15 protein-coding genes and 1 pseudogene are annotated in these 16612 nt (G+C 62.3%); 11 read left to right on the forward strand and 5 right to left on the reverse strand.

Translation table 11 applies throughout. The features are described 5' to 3' along the window. Positions 1–206 precede the first annotated feature (206 nt). Positions 207–1130 carry an alpha/beta hydrolase gene (locus M1D34_RS27865; protein ID WP_498785930.1) on the forward strand — a complete coding sequence of 308 codons (924 nt, stop codon included), beginning with the start codon at positions 207–209 and terminating at the stop codon, positions 1128–1130. Between the two features lie 135 nt (positions 1131–1265). On the opposite strand, the gene M1D34_RS27870 is transcribed toward M1D34_RS27865, so the two are convergent. Both M1D34_RS27870 and M1D34_RS27875 read right to left on the reverse strand, forming a co-directional pair. Continuing rightward, on the reverse strand, positions 1266–1484 hold the full coding sequence (locus M1D34_RS27870; RefSeq protein ID WP_498785932.1) for a tautomerase family protein: 219 nt from the start codon (positions 1482–1484) through the stop codon (positions 1266–1268). A 26-nt stretch (positions 1485–1510) separates the two neighbouring features. Continuing rightward, positions 1511–2251, reverse strand: coding sequence for an SDR family oxidoreductase (locus M1D34_RS27875; RefSeq protein WP_498785934.1), 741 nt, complete (start codon positions 2249–2251; stop codon positions 1511–1513). Between the two features lie 100 nt (positions 2252–2351). On the opposite strand from M1D34_RS27875, the gene M1D34_RS27880 reads away from it, so the two are divergent. After that, the gene (locus M1D34_RS27880; protein WP_498786268.1) at positions 2352–3245 is read left to right on the forward strand and encodes a LysR family transcriptional regulator; all 894 of its coding nucleotides are present in this window, start codon (positions 2352–2354) and stop codon (positions 3243–3245) included. Positions 3246–3264: 19 nt separating this feature from the next. On the opposite strand, the gene M1D34_RS27885 is transcribed toward M1D34_RS27880, so the two are convergent. Beyond that, the gene (locus M1D34_RS27885; protein ID WP_498785936.1) at positions 3265–4296 is read right to left on the reverse strand and encodes an AraC family transcriptional regulator; all 1032 of its coding nucleotides are present in this window, start codon (positions 4294–4296) and stop codon (positions 3265–3267) included. A gap of 261 nt (positions 4297–4557) precedes the next feature. On the opposite strand from M1D34_RS27885, the gene M1D34_RS27890 reads away from it, so the two are divergent. From M1D34_RS27890 to M1D34_RS27925, 8 genes and pseudogenes are all read left to right on the forward strand, one after another. Then, entirely contained in the window at positions 4558–4827 is a 270-nt protein-coding gene (locus M1D34_RS27890) for a c-type cytochrome (RefSeq protein ID WP_498785938.1), read from the forward strand. An 11-nt stretch (positions 4828–4838) separates the two neighbouring features. Beyond that, entirely contained in the window at positions 4839–5291 is a 453-nt protein-coding gene (locus M1D34_RS27895) for a (2Fe-2S)-binding protein (protein WP_498785940.1), read from the forward strand. 3 nt (positions 5292–5294) lie between these two features. Beyond that, the gene (locus M1D34_RS27900; protein WP_498785941.1) at positions 5295–7514 is read left to right on the forward strand and encodes a xanthine dehydrogenase family protein molybdopterin-binding subunit; all 2220 of its coding nucleotides are present in this window, start codon (positions 5295–5297) and stop codon (positions 7512–7514) included. 111 nt (positions 7515–7625) lie between these two features. Beyond that, entirely contained in the window at positions 7626–7757 is a 132-nt protein-coding gene (locus tag M1D34_RS27905; protein ID WP_498785943.1) for a hypothetical protein, read from the forward strand. Between the two features lie 493 nt (positions 7758–8250). Next, positions 8251–9201 (forward strand): NAD(P)/FAD-dependent oxidoreductase, encoded by a 951-nt coding sequence (locus M1D34_RS27910; RefSeq protein WP_498785945.1) that lies wholly within the window; start codon positions 8251–8253, stop codon positions 9199–9201. Next, entirely contained in the window at positions 9198–9629 is a 432-nt protein-coding gene (locus M1D34_RS27915) for an Rrf2 family transcriptional regulator (RefSeq protein ID WP_498785946.1), read from the forward strand. Before M1D34_RS27910 ends, M1D34_RS27915 begins: the two co-directional genes overlap by 4 nt. Before the next feature lie 400 nt (positions 9630–10029). Next, positions 10030–10389 carry a VOC family protein gene (locus M1D34_RS27920; protein WP_498785948.1) on the forward strand — a complete coding sequence of 120 codons (360 nt, stop codon included), beginning with the start codon at positions 10030–10032 and terminating at the stop codon, positions 10387–10389. Between the two features lie 172 nt (positions 10390–10561). Continuing rightward, positions 10562–10794 (forward strand): annotated as a pseudogene (locus tag M1D34_RS27925) (PIN domain-containing protein); the annotation flags it as partial. A 187-nt stretch (positions 10795–10981) separates the two neighbouring features. Here the strand turns inward: M1D34_RS27925 and M1D34_RS27930 are convergent. Together M1D34_RS27930 and M1D34_RS27935 are read right to left on the reverse strand one after the other, a co-directional pair. Beyond that, positions 10982–13957, reverse strand: a complete 2976-nt coding sequence (locus tag M1D34_RS27930; protein ID WP_498785949.1) for an NAD(P)-dependent oxidoreductase — start codon at positions 13955–13957, stop codon at positions 10982–10984. A gap of 294 nt (positions 13958–14251) precedes the next feature. After that, complete coding sequence (locus tag M1D34_RS27935) at positions 14252–15259, reverse strand: GlxA family transcriptional regulator (protein WP_498785951.1); 1008 nt, start codon at positions 15257–15259, stop codon at positions 14252–14254. Positions 15260–15407: 148 nt separating this feature from the next. Here M1D34_RS27935 and M1D34_RS27940 point away from each other — a divergent pair, with 148 nt between their 5' ends. Beyond that, positions 15408–16433 carry a GlxA family transcriptional regulator gene (locus M1D34_RS27940; protein ID WP_498785953.1) on the forward strand — a complete coding sequence of 342 codons (1026 nt, stop codon included), beginning with the start codon at positions 15408–15410 and terminating at the stop codon, positions 16431–16433. Positions 16434–16612 lie beyond the last annotated feature (179 nt).

The following is a 16612-nucleotide window of genomic DNA, read 5'->3' on the forward strand; positions in this document are numbered from 1 at the left end:
GGGATCCTTGCGTGGCCTTTCTGGACGGCCGCAAAAGAAACCTGGACTTTGACACATTGTCGGCGCTGCCCGTCGCGGATACCTTCCACGAAATCAGTCAGGGCGTCCTGCTCGCCGGCTGAGCGACCGGAACCTCACCCGGACCTCCGGCGGTCGACGGACCTGACGTCCCCGATTCATCCGACCACACTCGACAGGAGGATGGTGTGACGCAGGAAGAAACCGAGAAAACACTGCAAGCCTTGGCGGAAGGCTTCCGCACATGGCCGAGGGCGCCCATCTTGCACTGGCCGCACGAGGAGGGCCTGGAATACGAGGATGTCTTCTTTCCCTCGGAGGATGGCATTCCGCTTGAAGGATGGTTCATCCCGCGATCTGGATCGGACAAGATTATCGTCGCCAACCACCCGCGCTGGTTCAACCGGGCCGGACTGCCGTCACATCTCGAGCCATGGAAGTCGTTGGGCGGCTCTGCCGGCAACGACTTCGAGGTCAATTTCGTGCCGGACTACAAGATCCTTCACGACGCCGGCTACAATGTGCTGGCCTATGACCTGCGCAATTTCGGCCATAGCAGCGCGGCCAATGGCGGCGTCTTCACAGCCGGCCGCTATGAATCCCGCGATGTCATCGGTTCGCTGAACTATGCTCGCAGCCGTCCCGACACGCGCGACATGACCATCGGGCTTTTCAGCCGGTGCGTGGGCTGCAACGCCACGATGTTCGCCATGACGCGCCGCCCCGAAGCTTTCGACGGTGTCCGCTGCATGGTGTCGCCGCAGCCATTGTCGAGCGGCGTCGCCCTTGGTCGCGCGCTGGAGCGGTTCGGCATTCCCGCCAGCTATATCGACGATCTGAACGAACGCGTCCGGCTGCAGACGAGCTTTACGCTTGATCAGTTCTCGCCGGTTCCCTGGGCAAAGAGCGTCACGATCCCGGCGTTCCTATACCAGGTACGGGATGATCTCTATACGAGGCCGGACGACATCCAGGCCATGTTTGACAATATCCCGATCGCCGAAAAGAAGCTGTACTGGATCGAGGGTACGACGCGGCGGTGGGACGGCTATACCTTTTTCCAGCGCGAGCCGGAACAGATGCTCGACTGGTTCGCCCGCTTCATGTCCTGACGGGCGACGTATCCGGCCGGCTCAAGGCGGCAGACCTCCGGCAGGCCGAAAAGTCGGGCCGGGCGATGCCATGGGCTTTCGCAATCGCGAGAGCCGGCGCGGAACGTCCGCGTCGACTCTCGATGAGCTTCAGAATCAACCGCTTTCCTCCGCACGGTAGGCGTCGGGAACGATGAAGATCTCATCGGCACGGCCGTATCCACCATCCTTCACTTCCTCGATCAGCACCATTGTGTGCGGCCTTGCCGCTTCGGAGAAATACTCCACGAGCATGTCGGTCATGCGGTGCATGATTTCTTCCTTCTGGGCGCCGCTGAGCGCAGCTTCAGGCGTCTTGATGTTCACGAATGGCATGGGATTCTCCCTTCTTGAGGTCTGCTTCAGATCATGCCGCCATTGGCGCGGAGCACCTGGCCGTTCACCCAGCCACCTTCGGGGCTGGCAAGGAAGGAAACGACCGAGGCAATGTCGTGCGGCTGACCCAGGCGCCCCAGCGGAACCGTGCCGACAATCCTTTGGACTAATTCATCGGACTTGCCAGTCATGAAAAGCTTGGTCTCGACCGGGCCGGGCGCGACAGCATTAACTGTGGTACCCCGGCGGCCGAGTTCCTTCGAGGCAACGTGGGTCATCGCCTCGACGGCGGCCTTGCTGGCAGCATAGACCCCGTAGGTCGGCCCATAGGAGCCGACGACGCTGGACGAGAAATTGATGATGCGGCCACCGTCCCGGAGCCGACCGGCCGCTTCGCGAATGGCGCGGAACGTGCCGGTGAGGTTGATCGCGATCTGCTCGTCAAAGCTGGCGTCGTCGGTATCGGCAAGCTGCGCCAACTTAAGGACACCCGCATTGTTGACGAGGATGTCGACCCCACCGAAGCCTTCTTCGGCAGCATTGAACAGGTCAGCAGCGGCGGTCGGGCTGCTTATGTCAGCCTGTACCGCGATGGCCTTACCGCCGCCGCTCTCGATCTCCGCAACCACGGAGGCCGCAGCTTCACTGCTGCTGGAATAATTCACCACGACGGCGATGCCGTCCTTTGCGAGCTGCAGTGCGATGGCCCGGCCGATACCCTTGGATGCTCCGGTGACGATCGCGACGCGTTGTCCTTTGATGGTCATGTCATACTCTCCTGTTTGACGAACAGGAGATATTGCCGACACCGCGTCAGAACAATCGGGCAAAGATTGACATAAGAATTCGGCTGTGGTGAACAAAGGCATGGACCGGCTGGACCGCATGCAGCTCTTCATCCGGATTGTCGAGCGGGGCAGCTTCGCTGCTGCGGCGTCCGACCTCGGCCTTGCCCGATCCACCGCCACGGAAGCGATCAAGCAGCTGGAAGACGATCTTGGCGTTCGGCTTCTCGAGCGAACGACCCGGCATGTCGCGCAGACGCTGGACGGCGCTGCCTTCTACCGGCGCTGCATTGCGATTCTTGCCGACGTGGACGAGGCCGAAAACGCCTTCCGCGACATGCAGCCCCGCGGCCTGCTGCGCGTCGATCTGCATCCCCTGCTGACACGCACGTTCCTGCTGCCGCGGCTTAACGAATTCCTCGATCGTTATCCTCTGCTGGACCTGCAGATCGGTCAGGGCGACCGCCTGGTGGATCTTGTCAGGGAGGGCATCGACTGCGTCATCCGCGCCGGAGAGGTTGCCGATAGTGGCCTGATCATGCGCCGCCTCGGGATGATCACTGAAATTACCTGCGCCAGCCCGGCCTACATAGAGAGGCACGGAACACCCCGCTCACCTGACGCGATGGATGGGCATCGCGCAGTCGGATTCATCTCATCCCGCACCGGGCAGATCATGCCGCTCGAATTTGCGGTCGGGAGCAACGTCCGCTACGTGGCCTTGCCGTGCCGGCTGACGGTCAACGACTCGGATACAATGACCGATCTCGCCCGCCGCGGCTTCGGCCTGATTCAGGCGCCGCGCTACCGCCTGCAGCGGGATCTTGACGAAGGCACCCTGGTCGAGGTCCTTGCCGAGTTCCCTCCCCCGCCGACACCGCTTTCGGCGCTTTACCCCCAGAACCGCCAGCTTTCGCCGCGGGTGCGCGTCTTTATCGACTGGGTCGTCAAACTGTTTTCCGAAGCCGAGTTGTAACTGCTAGCCGAATGCCTGTTCAGCTGTGTCGCTCGCCGGGCCTAGGCTCCGGTAGAGCTGCCTGCTCAAGCGTCGCCCAATTCGCGACCATCGCGATCTGTCGGCCCGGCGTCGCTTTGGACCGAGGCCCAAATGGAACGCCATTTTTGTTGCGGCCGTATTGCCGCGGCGAGCAGCCCATGATCCGCTTGAAGGCCGCGCTGAATGAACTCTCGGACTCGTAGCCGAGCGAAAAGGCGATGGCCGAAACCGGATCGCTCGAGTTCTCGAGCCTATCCGCCCCCAGCGTCATGCGCCAGCGGGTCAGATAGTCCATCGGCGTCTCTCCCACCGTTGCCTTGAATTTCATGGCGAAGGCCGATCGCGACATTGCGGCGCGTTCGGCCAGTTCTTGCAATGTCCAGCGATAGGCGGGCTGCGCATGCATCGCGGTGATCGCAGCGCACATCTGCTTGTCGGCGAGCGCCGAGAACCACCCCACCTGATTTCTCACCCCATCCGTAAGATGCAGCCGCAGCGCCTGAAGCAGCATCATATGGGCAAGATGCTGGGCAACCAGAAAGCCGCCCGGCTGAGGTTCGCGGAGTTCCAGCATCATCCGCTCGACGGCCCAGCGCAGCGCCGCCTGATCGGACTCCTTCTTGATATGGACGATCGGCGGCAGCGTTCGCAGCAAGGTGTGGGCATACTGCCCGCTGACAGAGAACCGGCTTCCCACGAGAAAGAAGTCGCCGCCGCCGTTCACCGTGACGACGCCGCCCGCCCGCGCCGGCGGGAAGATGGTGCCGGCGTCGACCGGCGTCAGGCCCATGTCGCTTCCAAGCCGAAACGGCCTGCCGCTCGGCAGCACGAAGCAATCTCCGGCCTGCAAGCGAACGGGATCGGCTACGTCCTCGACCGACAGCCAGCACCCGCCGGAGACGACCGCGTAACACTTGATGCGCTCATGCAGGTCGGAGAACTGGATCAGCCAGTCCCCGCCGGCATCGAAGCCGGACGAGATGTGGCTGCGCGGTTTCAGCAGGGAGAGCACGTCTGAAAGAGGATCCATCAAAGCCATCCTGGACGATCGAAGAGATATTCTGGATTTCGAAGCATAGCTCGTATTCCAGCGGCTGCTTATCGTGGTCACAAATCAATGAGGCAATCAAATGATCTACGGCAGACTTCATGATCCGTCGGCATATGGGAGGCCCCAGCCTGGCAGACAAGTGCGGGCGCTGCTGGCGGCCCTTTCGGCAGCTGCGCGCCTGCTCATGCCACTCCCCGCCACGCCCCAGGAGGCCGATGGAGAACGCTTGTTCCGGCAGCGTTGTGCCAGCTGCCACGCAGTTGGTCGGGCCAGAACAAGGCAGCCCCGCATCTCGCCGGCCTCCTCGGCAGACCCGCCGCCAGCGTCGATGGCGGTCGCTATTCGAACGCGTTGCAGTCCGCAGCCATCACCTGGGACACGCAATCGCTCGACACTTTCCTCGCCGGGCCGGGCCGTCTGGTCCCCGGCGCGCGGATGACGGTCCGCGTGCCCGATGCCGCCGATCGGGCGGCGATTATCGGCTACCTGGAGCGCCAGGCACCGAATTAGGGAGAAGCCTTATGACAGCATTCACGATCAACGGCCGTGCGGTCGATGTCGCCGCCGAACCCGATACCCCTCTTCTTTGGGTCATTCGTGAGCACCTGAAGCTCACAGGCACCAAATTCGGCTGCGGCATCGCGCAGTGCGGCGCCTGCACCGTCCACGTCGACGGCGAGCCGGTCCGCTCCTGCCAGACTTTCCTCGAGGATGTAGCCGGCCGGGAAGTTACCACCATCGAAGGCCTCTCGCCGGACGCCAGCCATCCGCTACAGAAGGCCTGGATCACCGAACAGGTGCCGCAATGCGGCTACTGCCAGTCCGGCCAGATCATGCAAGCGGCGGCGCTCCTCGGGAGCAATCCCAAGCCGACGCGGCAGGAGATCGTCGAGTACATGGACGGCAATCTCTGCCGCTGCGGAACGTATGTGCGGATTATCAGCGCGATCGAGCGCGCCGCCCAGGAGGCCTGAACCATGACCAGAAGTTTCCGACCTGGTGACGCCGCGCTCTCGCGGCGGAGTTTCCTCATCACCCTCGGTGGGGCTGGCCTGACGGTCGCCTTCGGCGGACTGCCCGGCACCGCCCTCAGCGCCACCGTCGCGCCCGCGATCGAAAATGACTACCGGCCGAATGCCTGGGTGGCAATCGGCAGCGACGGAGCGGTCAGCATCGTCTCGCCTGCCTCGGAGATGGGGCAAGGCATCATGACGACCCTGCCGCTGATCTTCGCCGAAGAGATGGACGCCGACTGGGACAAAGTCCGGGTCGTGCAGGCGCCGTCCGAAGCGGAGAAATACGGCAACCCAGGCTTTTACGGGGTTCAACTCACCGGCGGCAGCGAGTCCACCCGGGGCTATTACAAAATGCTGCGCCTCGTCGGCGCCCAAACCCGCATGGTGATCCTGGCGGGTGCGGCCAACATGCTGCGTGTGCCGGTGGGCGAGCTCACGAGCGACCTCGGCAAGGTCGTGCATAAGCCCTCCGGCCGCGTGCTTGACTACGGCGAGGTGGCGGCGGCGGGCCGCCTTCCCGATCCTCTGCCGCAGGCGACGGAAGCCGATCTCAAGTCGCCGGACAAATGGCGATACATCGGACGTCGGGACATTCCACGTGTGGACGTGCCGCCAAAGGTCAACGGGACCGCGATCTACGGCATGGACGTGCAGCTTCCCGGCATGCTCTACGGCACGGTGCTACGGGCGCCGGTTCAGGGCGAGCGGCCGAAATCCATAGAAGACACCGACGCCAGAGCAGCGCGTGGCGTCCTGCACATCGTTCCGCTTTCCTATGGCGTCGGCATCATCGGCGAGACGGTCGAGGCGACGTTGCGGGCCAGGGAACTGCTCCAGGTGACATGGAGCGCCTCGTCCCGGGTGCGCAACTACACGAGCGATCGCCTGCTGGAAGAATATCGCGCCGCCGCGCGCGATCTTGGCCGGGCGGGGGTAGCCGCCCACATGGAAGGCGATGCCGCCGACGCTATCGCCGCCGCAGCAAGAGTCATCGAAGCCGACTATATGAGCGACCACGTCGCCCACGCCGCGATGGAACCGATGAACGCCACAGCGCTCGTGCACGGCGACACGATCGAGCTCTGGGCCCCGACGCAAGGTCCCACAGGTACTCAGGCATTTGCCGCCGAGGTGGTCGGAACCACGCCCGACAAGGTCAAGGTGAACACCACGCTGCTCGGCGGCGGCTTTGGCCGCAAGGCCGAGGCCGACTTCATCGTCGACGCGGTGTCCCTCGCTAAGGCGGTTGAAGGTCGCCCGGTGAAGGTGATCTGGAGCCGCGAGGACGACATCCGGCACGACAAGTTCCGGCCTCTCGAATCACAGCACATACAGGTCGGGCTCGACGCAGAAGGGAACATCGTCGGCTGGCGACACCGTATCGCGGCGGATTCCATCTTCGCCAGGACCATGCCCGAATTGTTCAAGGAGCAGCATGGGCATGACGACGTCGTGACGGAGGGCGCCCGCGTCAACTATGCCGTGCCGGCGCATCGCATCGACTATATCCGCCAGGACAATGGCCTCGACGTCGGCTTCTGGTTCGCGGTCGGGGTCGGCTATACCCGGTTTGCCATCGAGTGCATGATCGATGAAGTCGCGGCGGCAAAAGGCGCCGATCCGCTGCAGCTTCGGCTGGACCTCCTGCGGGATCAGCCGCGGTCGCGCAAGGTCATCGAGACCGTTGCGCAAATGGCCGAATGGGACCGCAGGCGCGACGGGCGCGCGCTGGGCCTTGCCTACTCCGATGCCTTCGGCACCCATTGCGCCCAGATTGCCGAAGTCTCGCTTGATCGTGAGACCGGCGAGATCCGCGTGCATAAGGTCTGGTGCGCGGTGGATCCGGGCGTGGCGATCCAGCCGGTTCATATCGAAGCCATGATGATTGTGGGCATTACGAACGGAACCAGCCAGGCCCTGTTCGAGCGGATCGACATCACCGATGGCGAAGTGCAGGAAGCAAACTTCGACACATATCGCGTGATACGTATGTCGGAGGCTCCAGAAATTGAAGTGGCGGTGGTTCCCACGCCCGGAAGTCCGGTCGGAGGCATGGGCCAGGTCGGCCTGCCGCCCATCGGCCCGGCGATTGCCAATGCCGTGGCGCGGCTGACCGGCGGCGTGCGGCTTCGGCACTATCCGTTTTTGCCGGACCGTGTGAAGGCGGCGCTGGAAGCCTGAACCGCAATGTTGTAGGCGGAACCGGTCGAGAAGTCGCGTCGACCGACCCCAGCCTTCCCTCCCCTCCGGAGCGGAGCCGGGAGTCCGGGATGAGCATGAAGAGGCCCAATCATGACAGGGCTTAACATCGACAAAGCGACTGCTGCGGCAGCGATCGGTGTTTCCGTTTCAGGAACAGCGGTGCTCGCCTACGTCGAGTTCCGCGGCGGATGCGCTACCAGCATGCCGGTCACGGCCTCGTGACGGGGCGGCGTTCTCACGGCATCTCGTTCTCTCGGCATGGTCGAGGACCCCACGCGGACGCGTTCCCCTTTTTCGCCCGGCCGGAGACGTCGGCGTGAGATCGAGTCTCCTCGGTCCGGACGTTCTTCGAGTTCAACAAACGATTGCGAGTCGTCGACCGGTGCTATTGCTCGCGCTCAACAATTGCCTTCCGCCGCACCAACTCCGCAGCTCTTGGAGCTTCGCTGGTTTGGTCTTGCTCGCATTGCGGCAGGAACGATTCTGTCACGGCTTCTGGCGGGTTGAAGGTTTTCATTGCTCTGACGCAGCGCTGGCGCCTGCGGGCCTTGCTCGTCGTCTCGAAGCACTTGCGGAGGAGGAAGCCACGACTCACTCAGCGCAGCAGATATCGCTGGCAACCGTAGTTCTCGCGACGAATTGTAACAACTGATGTTGCAATTAAGACTGCATGCTCTATGCTCGAGACCCGAATGAAGTTCAGGGCGAAAGCGATATGAAACTTGTCATAGACACGGCAGTCATAGGCGCCGGTGTTGGGGGCCTAAGCGTTGCTTTGTTCCTCGGCAGAGCAGGCAGGTCGGTCATGGTATTCGACGGAGGAAAAACCCGCATTGAAAGCGTTGAGCAAGTCCGCGAATATCTCGGCTTCGATGGGTTGTCGCCCCGGGAGCTCCTTTCCCGAGCCCGCGCCGAGGTTCTCAAGTATGGGATCGAGATCAAACCCCAGAGCGTAACCTCCGTAACGCCACGCGCCGATGGACTTTTCGAGGTGTATCACGGCCATTCGGTAAGCATTGCCCGCACCGTTGTTCTTGCAACCGGGCTGATCGACAAGCTGCCTCCACTTTCCGGGCTGCCCGAGGTCTGGGGTAGAGATCTTCGCGTCTGTCCGTGCTTCGACGGCTATGAGGTGCAGGGAAAGCGCTTCGTCGTCTTCGGAGTGCCGACGAGGCTGGTCCATATGGCATCATGGGTCTGGATGTGGTCCCGGGATGTGACCGTGGTTTCGGAACATGCGTTCACCGACGCCGAGCTCCATCGCCTGCGGCTTCTGGATATCGACGTGATAGTCGACGAGGTGACGGGACTGGTCCACAGCGGCGAGCGCCTTGAAGCGCTGACGACGCGCAAGGGGAAATCGATCGCTTGCGACGCTGCGTGGATTGCCGCTGACATCGTCGCGGCCTCAGATCTCGCCGCAATCTTGTGCGACGTCGACGCAATGGGCTTGGCGCGGGTCGATAGCGCCGGCCGTACAAGCAGGCCGGGCGTTTTTGCCGTCGGAAACGCCGCCGATCCCGCCGCTCATCTGGCTCACGCATCCGCTGCCGGCACCAATGTCGGACCGCATGTCGTCATGTACCTGCTGGAAAGAGAAATAGAGCGGCGAACGGGCAATCAGAAAAACGCCGATCTGGCGTATCTTTCGCAGGGAGTATCATGAGAGCCGACAGCCGGTTGTCCCGCATGCTCCACGTCCTGCTGCACATGGCACGGCATGACCGCCCCTATACGTCCGAGCAGATCGCCGGAATGCTCCAGACGAATGCTGTTGTCGTTCGTCGGACCATGGCTGGCTTGCGCGCCAGCGGCTATGTTCGATCTGTCACTGGGCAGGGAGGTGGCTGGACGATTGCCTGCGACCTGAACAGGACGACGTTGCTGGATATTCATCGGGCGGTTGGCGGTCGTCACATCTTCGCGATTGGCATCGACAACGCCAATCCATCCTGCGCAGTCGAACGGGTCGTCAACAGCTCGGTCGCCGATGCACTGAACCGAGCCGAACAGCTGCTAATCGGCAGATTGGGTGAGATCACACTCGCCGAGCTGGCGGAACAGTTCGATGCCATCTGCCGGGCTGAACTATAGCAGAAGCGCCAAGCCAATTGCTCCACCGCTAAACTCATGAATAGCTCAGGGCCGGCATTCGTCGCGCCACGGCCAAAAGCCCACACGCTTAGGCTATTGAATGGACGTCTCTTTTGTACGTCATCCAGATGGGCCATGAAGGGAGGCCTATAGCCTCAGAGCTGACTAGGGCTTTGTCGTGCACGGCAGCCCGTCCCGTGCCAGCTGCAGCGGGCGACCGCTCGCCACCCATCCACGACGCTGATGAAGGCGAATTCTCGACCCGTTGCAGTCGTTGGTGCCCGGGACGACGAATGGCTCGAATGGGTCCTAAGCGAACGTCACGTTAAGCTTGATCTTCGAGTTGCATGTGAGCGCCTGCACCGGCACTGTCCTCTCCTAGACTACTAAGGAGAAACCCATGCCGAAGGTCGTTGGGATTGGTGGTGTGTTCTTCAGGGCGGCGGACCCGGCTGGGCTCGCCGAATGGTACGAGAAGCATCTTGGGATTGACGACCTACACAAGTCCGTATGGCAGCAAGAGGCAGGGACGACAATTTTCGGGCCGTTCTCTGAGAATTCCGACTATTTTGGACGAGCGGAACAGCAGTGGATGATTAACTTCCGCGTCGATGATCTTGCTGGGCTCATGGCAAAACTGAGAGCAAGCGGGATCGCGGTGGAAACTCGGGCCGAGTGGAACTCAGAAGTTGGTCGCTTTGCCCGCATTCACGATCCCGAAGGCAATCCGGTCGAACTCTGGGAGCCGACGAAAGAGTGATGGCGAACGCGCCATTTAGGCTCCGATGGCGGAGCTGAGGTCCGATCTCATCGTCGCCGCGTTTTGCAGAATGGACCCTGTGGCGCAATTCGACCGTCGCGCGTGCCAGCTTGGGTGACGGTTCCCGACCCGGCTGAGGCGATCGGAAGCCGGCAACATGCCGCCCAGTCCGAAATTGCGGTCGCTCCCCGGTCACAGTTTTTGGCCGACAATGTGAGCTTTGTCGGGTCAGGCGATATCGCTCCCACGAAAATCTTAACTTCGGGTCAGGTGACTGACACCTACCTGCTTGCGCTCGCCAAGGCGCGTGGCGGGCAGCTGGCGACATTCGATCGCAAGCTGTCAACAGCGACGGTCACAAGGGGCAATTCTGCCTTGCACCTGATTACTGCAAATAGGTCGTGAGTTCCCGTCGATACTGCAGCGATCGCCGAGATGTCGATCCTGCCGTTTATGTCGACGCCGGAGGATAGAAGGAACTCGCTGTTGCGCCCGCCCTGGCCAGCACCGACCACGGCGGCGCGGCCTTTAGGGCGCGGCGGCACCAAAGTGCGGTCAGAAACCGGCGGCGCTCGTCAGGGGTCAACGTGTCTCACTCCTCCGCCGGCCCGTAGAGACCGAGCTGCTCCAGCAGCACCCGCTGCCGGTCGACACTTTCGACGAGGAGGCCAGTATACCGATCGATCATCCGGCCGCGGTGGTTCGGATCGGAAACGCCAGAGAGCGCCCCCAGGATCGCCGCGACCTTTTCCGACGTCTGCCGCACTTCCTCCAAAAGCTCCGCCCTGCTGCCGACCTCGGTCACGACTTGCTTCGTCACCCGGCCGATGCCGGCTGGCGCACGGCTGCCGGCCGACACGTAACCGTCCGGCAGATCGCCCTTGAGATTGGTGACCGACTTGAAGCGGATGACGTCGAAGATCTGGTCGACCGCCTGCTTCGCACCGGTTACCCGCGAAGGATGGTCTGTGTCGGCAGCCGCATGCGGCAGCAGTTCGAGCTTGCCCTTGTGCTTCTCTTCGAGCGGCAGATAAGGCAGCATCGGTCCGCTGAGCTTGCCGGTGGCGGCATCCTTGAAGAGGTCGGCGTCGATAGCCGCGTGCGCGATCTTGCCGGACGAGAGCGCCTCGTCGAGGGCCGCGGCATCGACGACCTCGCCCCGGTCGTAGTTGACCAGCACCGCGCGGTCGTTCATAGCGCCGAGCACCTTCGCATCGACTGCTCCGGCGTTGGAATAGACGCCGGTCGCCGCGTCAAGGCGGCCGAGGCCGATATGGACGGAGAGCACGTCGGCACCCCTCGCCGCCGCGACCGGGCTTGCGGAGTATCGGAAGCCTTCCGCCTCGATCCAGCGCTTGTGACGCTCGCGAGCGTAGATCGCCACCTTCATGCCGAAGGCCTTGGCGAGCTTGGCGACTTCGCGACCGATATTGCCGTAGCCGAGAACGGCGATCTTGCGGCCCTCGAGCTTGGCCGTCGGAAAATCCTTGAGCTGGCGGCCTGTGTCGAAGTCACCCTCGGCGACCATGCGGTGCAGCCTGTCGACCGGCAGGTCGGGAACGACCTTCAAAATCGCCTTCATCGCCATTTGGGCGGTCGCCCGGCTGTTGATGCCCGGCGTGTTCATCAGCGGCGCGTCCCCGCCCTCGCCGTTGCCGCCGCCCCAGGAGGCCGAGCCCATGTTGCCGGTACCAGCGCCGATGCGCACGCCGCCGAGCGGGAAGAGGGAGGCCTCCGGAATGAAGGTCGCCGCCGCTATCAGCGCGTCGTACTGGCCCTTGTCGGTCTGCGGCAGGATCTCCGCCTCGGTGCTGAGGTTCGGTTGGTAGAAGAAGTGGATGCGGCCCTTCTCGAGCGCGGAGCGGTCGCCGAGCGGTCCGACATGGAAGACGCCGCCCTTTTCCTCGATATAGGCTTTAATCTCGCTATGATCCGGCTGGCCGTCGGCGCCGAAACGCAGTCCGACCAGATCGGCGATCAGCACAGTATAGGCGCGGGAGGGATCGTCCTTGCGGATAGCGCCGTCGGCCCTGGCCGCGGCCTCGAAAGTGACGCCGTTCTTCGCCAGTTCCTCTTCGAGAACAACGATCTTGGCGCGCAGATAGGCGTATTGGAGATTCTCCAGCAGCGCGACGACATCTTCCGGCTCGCGGATGCCGCCGACCCAGGCGCGATAGTCGCCGGGTGTGCCTGGAAAGGCATTGACGTACCGGGCCGCGTCGAGGCCGGGCTCGTACTCGCCGTTTGGATGGGTAATGCCCTCATACCCGAGCAGTTGCTTCGAACGGGCGATGATGCGGGCATGGATGTCGGGATCGGTGATGCCGTCGTCTTCGACCTTCAGCAGCGTCACCGCCGCGCCGCGCCGCTCGGAATCGCTGACAGTCAGCGACAGAAGCGGATGCGACGCGACCCATTCGTCGATCACCTTGCGGTTGGCGGCGGAGCGGCGGTTGAGGTCAACAACGGAGCCTACGCGCGCCTCCGACTCCAACAGGCCAAAGGTGGTCTCGGCAAAGGCGAGCGCGCTGTACGTGTTGATAACGCCGCCAAGCATGCGGTCTTCGGCGGCATCGTAGAACGGCCCGGCATCGACGGAGCGTTTGGCCGAAAACGGCTGCCTGGGATCGATCGGCGGCGCGATCTTCAGCTGGCGCGGGATCGCCCAGGCAGGGTCTTGCTGGTTCCGCTCGACCAATGCCAAGGCATGCGGCGTGAAGGAGGCGACAAAATAGCCGGAGACCCCGCCGATTGCCTTCTGGAACGGCATGAAAAGGCAGCACTTCACCATGACGGCCGCAACCAGTTCAGGCTCCCACGGCATGGCGCCGAGCATCGAGGTGGCATCGAACACCGCGTGGCGGTTTGCCGGATCACCGTCTATCCAGCTCAAGAGTTCGCGGATCTCGCGGCTGGTATAGGCATTGGCTCCGGTCGTCTCGTGGCCGACACCGACGAAGATCGAGACGCCGAGGGCCGAGAGCTCGGCTGCCGTCGGGATCACGCCTTCTGAAACTGCGAAATGGATGCGGCTCTCGCAGCCGTTTTCGGCAAAGCGCTGCATCTCGATCAGCTGAGTGGCCCAGGACTGGCGGAAGAAGCCGGCGGCCTTTGACGAATCGCTCTCCGGCCGCGGCGTATCGACATAGATGCGTTGGGAAGCGTCGTTGGCGTTCATCAGGTGCTGGACGCAGACGGTGAAGCCGCTGTGGCCACCGCCAAGGCCCACCGCTATGCGATTCGTCTTCGGGAAACCGAAATAGCGATGGATCGCCCGCATCATGTCAGTCAGAATCTTATCCGCCGGATAGCCGCGGTGCATGCTGCGCGAAATCTCGGCAGTGGTGAAACCGCCGATGTCGTTGCCCCTGTCGTCGAATTTGCGATAGGTCTTCTCGATCCAGGCGTCGAAGGCGATGCGTCGCAGGCGGCTGTCCACTTCGTCGGTAGTCGCATCGGTGATCGGGCCGACGCCGAAGAACGGATTGGAAGGCAGCCTCGGCGCGCCCGATCTGGTCAGTTGGAGTGCCTTCAGTCGCTGTTCCTGCATCTGCGCGATATTCATCATGATCTGCCTATCTGTTTCGAGGCGTGAGGATGCGCGGATAGTGGATCGAACACTTCAGAAAGAAGACCTCATATGCGCCGAACAGCACGCGGAATGCGTCATGGGTTTGCCTGCTGTCAAGGATTGCTGCCGCGCCGGCGCTGGCAACGCATCGACGGCCTCGACGGGAACTAATGGGGAAAGGGACGCCGCGGGACGCCCAAGTTCGGCGACTGCGGTAAGCGACCTATCGTGGGCCGCGCAAAAACAATACGCAAAACCGACGCTTCAATCGGGAGTCTTTCTCTTGCCGCCCTAAGACTCCAAGGACGCGCGGAAATAGTGCGGTGTGCTTGCGAACCGCCTCCGGAACATCCGGCTGAGGTGCGAGGAATCGCAGAAACCGCTTTCCGCTGCGATCATAGCAATCGACTTGTCGGTATTCTCGAGCATGTGACGCGCCACCGAAAGCCGCATTTCGATGAACGCGGACAGAGGCGAGATCCCAAGTGCCTTCCTGAAATGCCGTTCAAGAGATCGTTTCCCAACGTCCAGAAGCCTCGCAACCTCGGCCACGGAGAGTGGCGCGTCCAGACGTTGCTGCATCAGGAGAAGTGCTTTCCTGACAAGTGGATCCTTGGTTCGGAAGTCGAGCGTCAGACCAGGCTGGGGTGTTCCCCCCTCCTCCGCCCCGCTGATCATCATGATGTTCAAACTCTTCGTGGATTGAGCCTTGCCGATGTGCCTGTCGACCAGGAATGCCGCAAGCTGAGCCGTGCTAGTGCCACCCGAGCAAGTCAGGCGGTCGCGGTCGACGACGAAGATCTGGTCGGATACTGGCTTCAGCCCGTCGAACCGCGAGAGAAAATCCTGATGATGGAACCAACTCACACAGCCGCGGTAGCCCTCCATTAATCCGGCACGATGAAGGATGAATGTGCCGGTGCAAAGGCCCACGAGTGGAACTCCGACGGCGGCAGCCTGCCGCAAGAAACCTCCCACCCTGTCGTCAGGCCGGTCCATTTCGCTAATAAGGCCGCCGACCACGACGATATAGTCGAACAGTTTGGGGTCGCCGAACACCTCCTGAGGCTGAACGGAAACGCCGCAGCTAGCAGTGATCGGCCTCATGTCGGGGGCAAGAACTTTCCATTGACATTGAATCTGCCGGCTACGGTCGCCTTCATCCGCGGCGAGGCGCAACACGTCCACGAAGTTGGCGAAGGCGCAAAGCGTAAATCGCTGCACCAGAACGAACCCCACCGTCAGACGCGTATTCTGGTCGCGCGGCACGCTCCTCGGGAGAAACTGGTTTGCAGCCATCGTTTGATGTCTCATTTCTACTGCCGGTATGACGCAATCATTCTTTTCAGGATTCTAACTACGGGTCAATACTCCAAGCAGCTGGGAAAGATTGCCATGCGCCGCTGCCGGAACGCGAGGTTGCTCAGCCGTCCAGGGAGGATTGTGCATGAAAGTGGTGAGCGCAGAACAGCGTTTGTTCGCATTCTACCTTGTGCCGGATTTCACAATGCTGGCGTTCTCATCGGCGCTCGATGCCTTGCGCTTGGCAAACGCCGTCGTCGGTTACGAAGCCTATTCGTGGCGCGTGGTCACTTCCGACGGCGCCAAGGTCCGTGCAAGCTGCGGCCTCACCCTTGAAGCCGATAGTTCTGTGGCGGCCGAGAGGCAGCATCTCAACGGCCGGCTACGGCCGTCCATATCAGTCGTTTGCGGGGGAAAGCACATCGAGCGGCATTGTGACCGTGGGGCCGACGCATGGCTGCGCGAGTGTCGAAATCGAGGCGTCGCAGTCGCCGGCCTGTGCACGGGTGCCTATGTTCTGGCTAGAGCCGGGCTGCTCGACGAGAGAAAATGCGCCATGCATTGGGAGAATCAACCCGGGTTTACCGAGCGCTTTCCCGCGGTAAACGTCAGCACCGGGATCTACGAAGTCGATGGCAGCATCTATACCTGCGCCGGCGGGGCCGCTTCCTTCGACATGATGCTCCACATCATTGAGCGCGATTTCGACGAGGATGTTGTGAGCGGCATATGCGGACTCGCTCTTGTCGACCGCGTGCGCAATCCCGGAGAGCGGCAGCGTCTTCCATTCGCCCGACGCGTTGGCGTTCAGGATCCCACCGTGATGAAGCTGGTCGAAAAGATGGAGAAGAGCCTGACCGAGCCCATGCAAGTGGAGGAGCTGACCGCGTCGATCGGGCTCTCGCGGCGCCAGATCGAGCGACTGTTCCGCACCGAACTGCGTTGTTCCCCGGCCCGCTACTACCTGAAGCTCCGTCTCGAGCGCGCCCAACTGCTACTGGCCCAGTCAACGATACCTGTCGTGGAAGTCGCTATCGCGTGCGGCTTTGTGTCGGCTTCCCATTTCTCCAAGTGCTATCGCGAAATGTTTGGGTGCTCGCCGCAGGAAGCGCGGGGTCGCAGCATGAAAGCGCCGGCGGCGCGTTCGGACGCATGTGCGCCGGCCGCATAATGTGCCTCGACGACGTCTCTCGCATGACTGCACAATTCCTAGATCCTGAACACGCCGTTGTAGTAACTCGCAATTGCCGGAACCGGGTTTGTGCCGTCTGAAAGACCTCGCTACGGTTGCTGCACGACTGAAGTGCAGTTCCACTCAAATCGTGCCGCAGCGAGTAGCCAACAGGCCCG

This window comes from Ensifer sp. D2-11 (assembly GCF_054161295.1).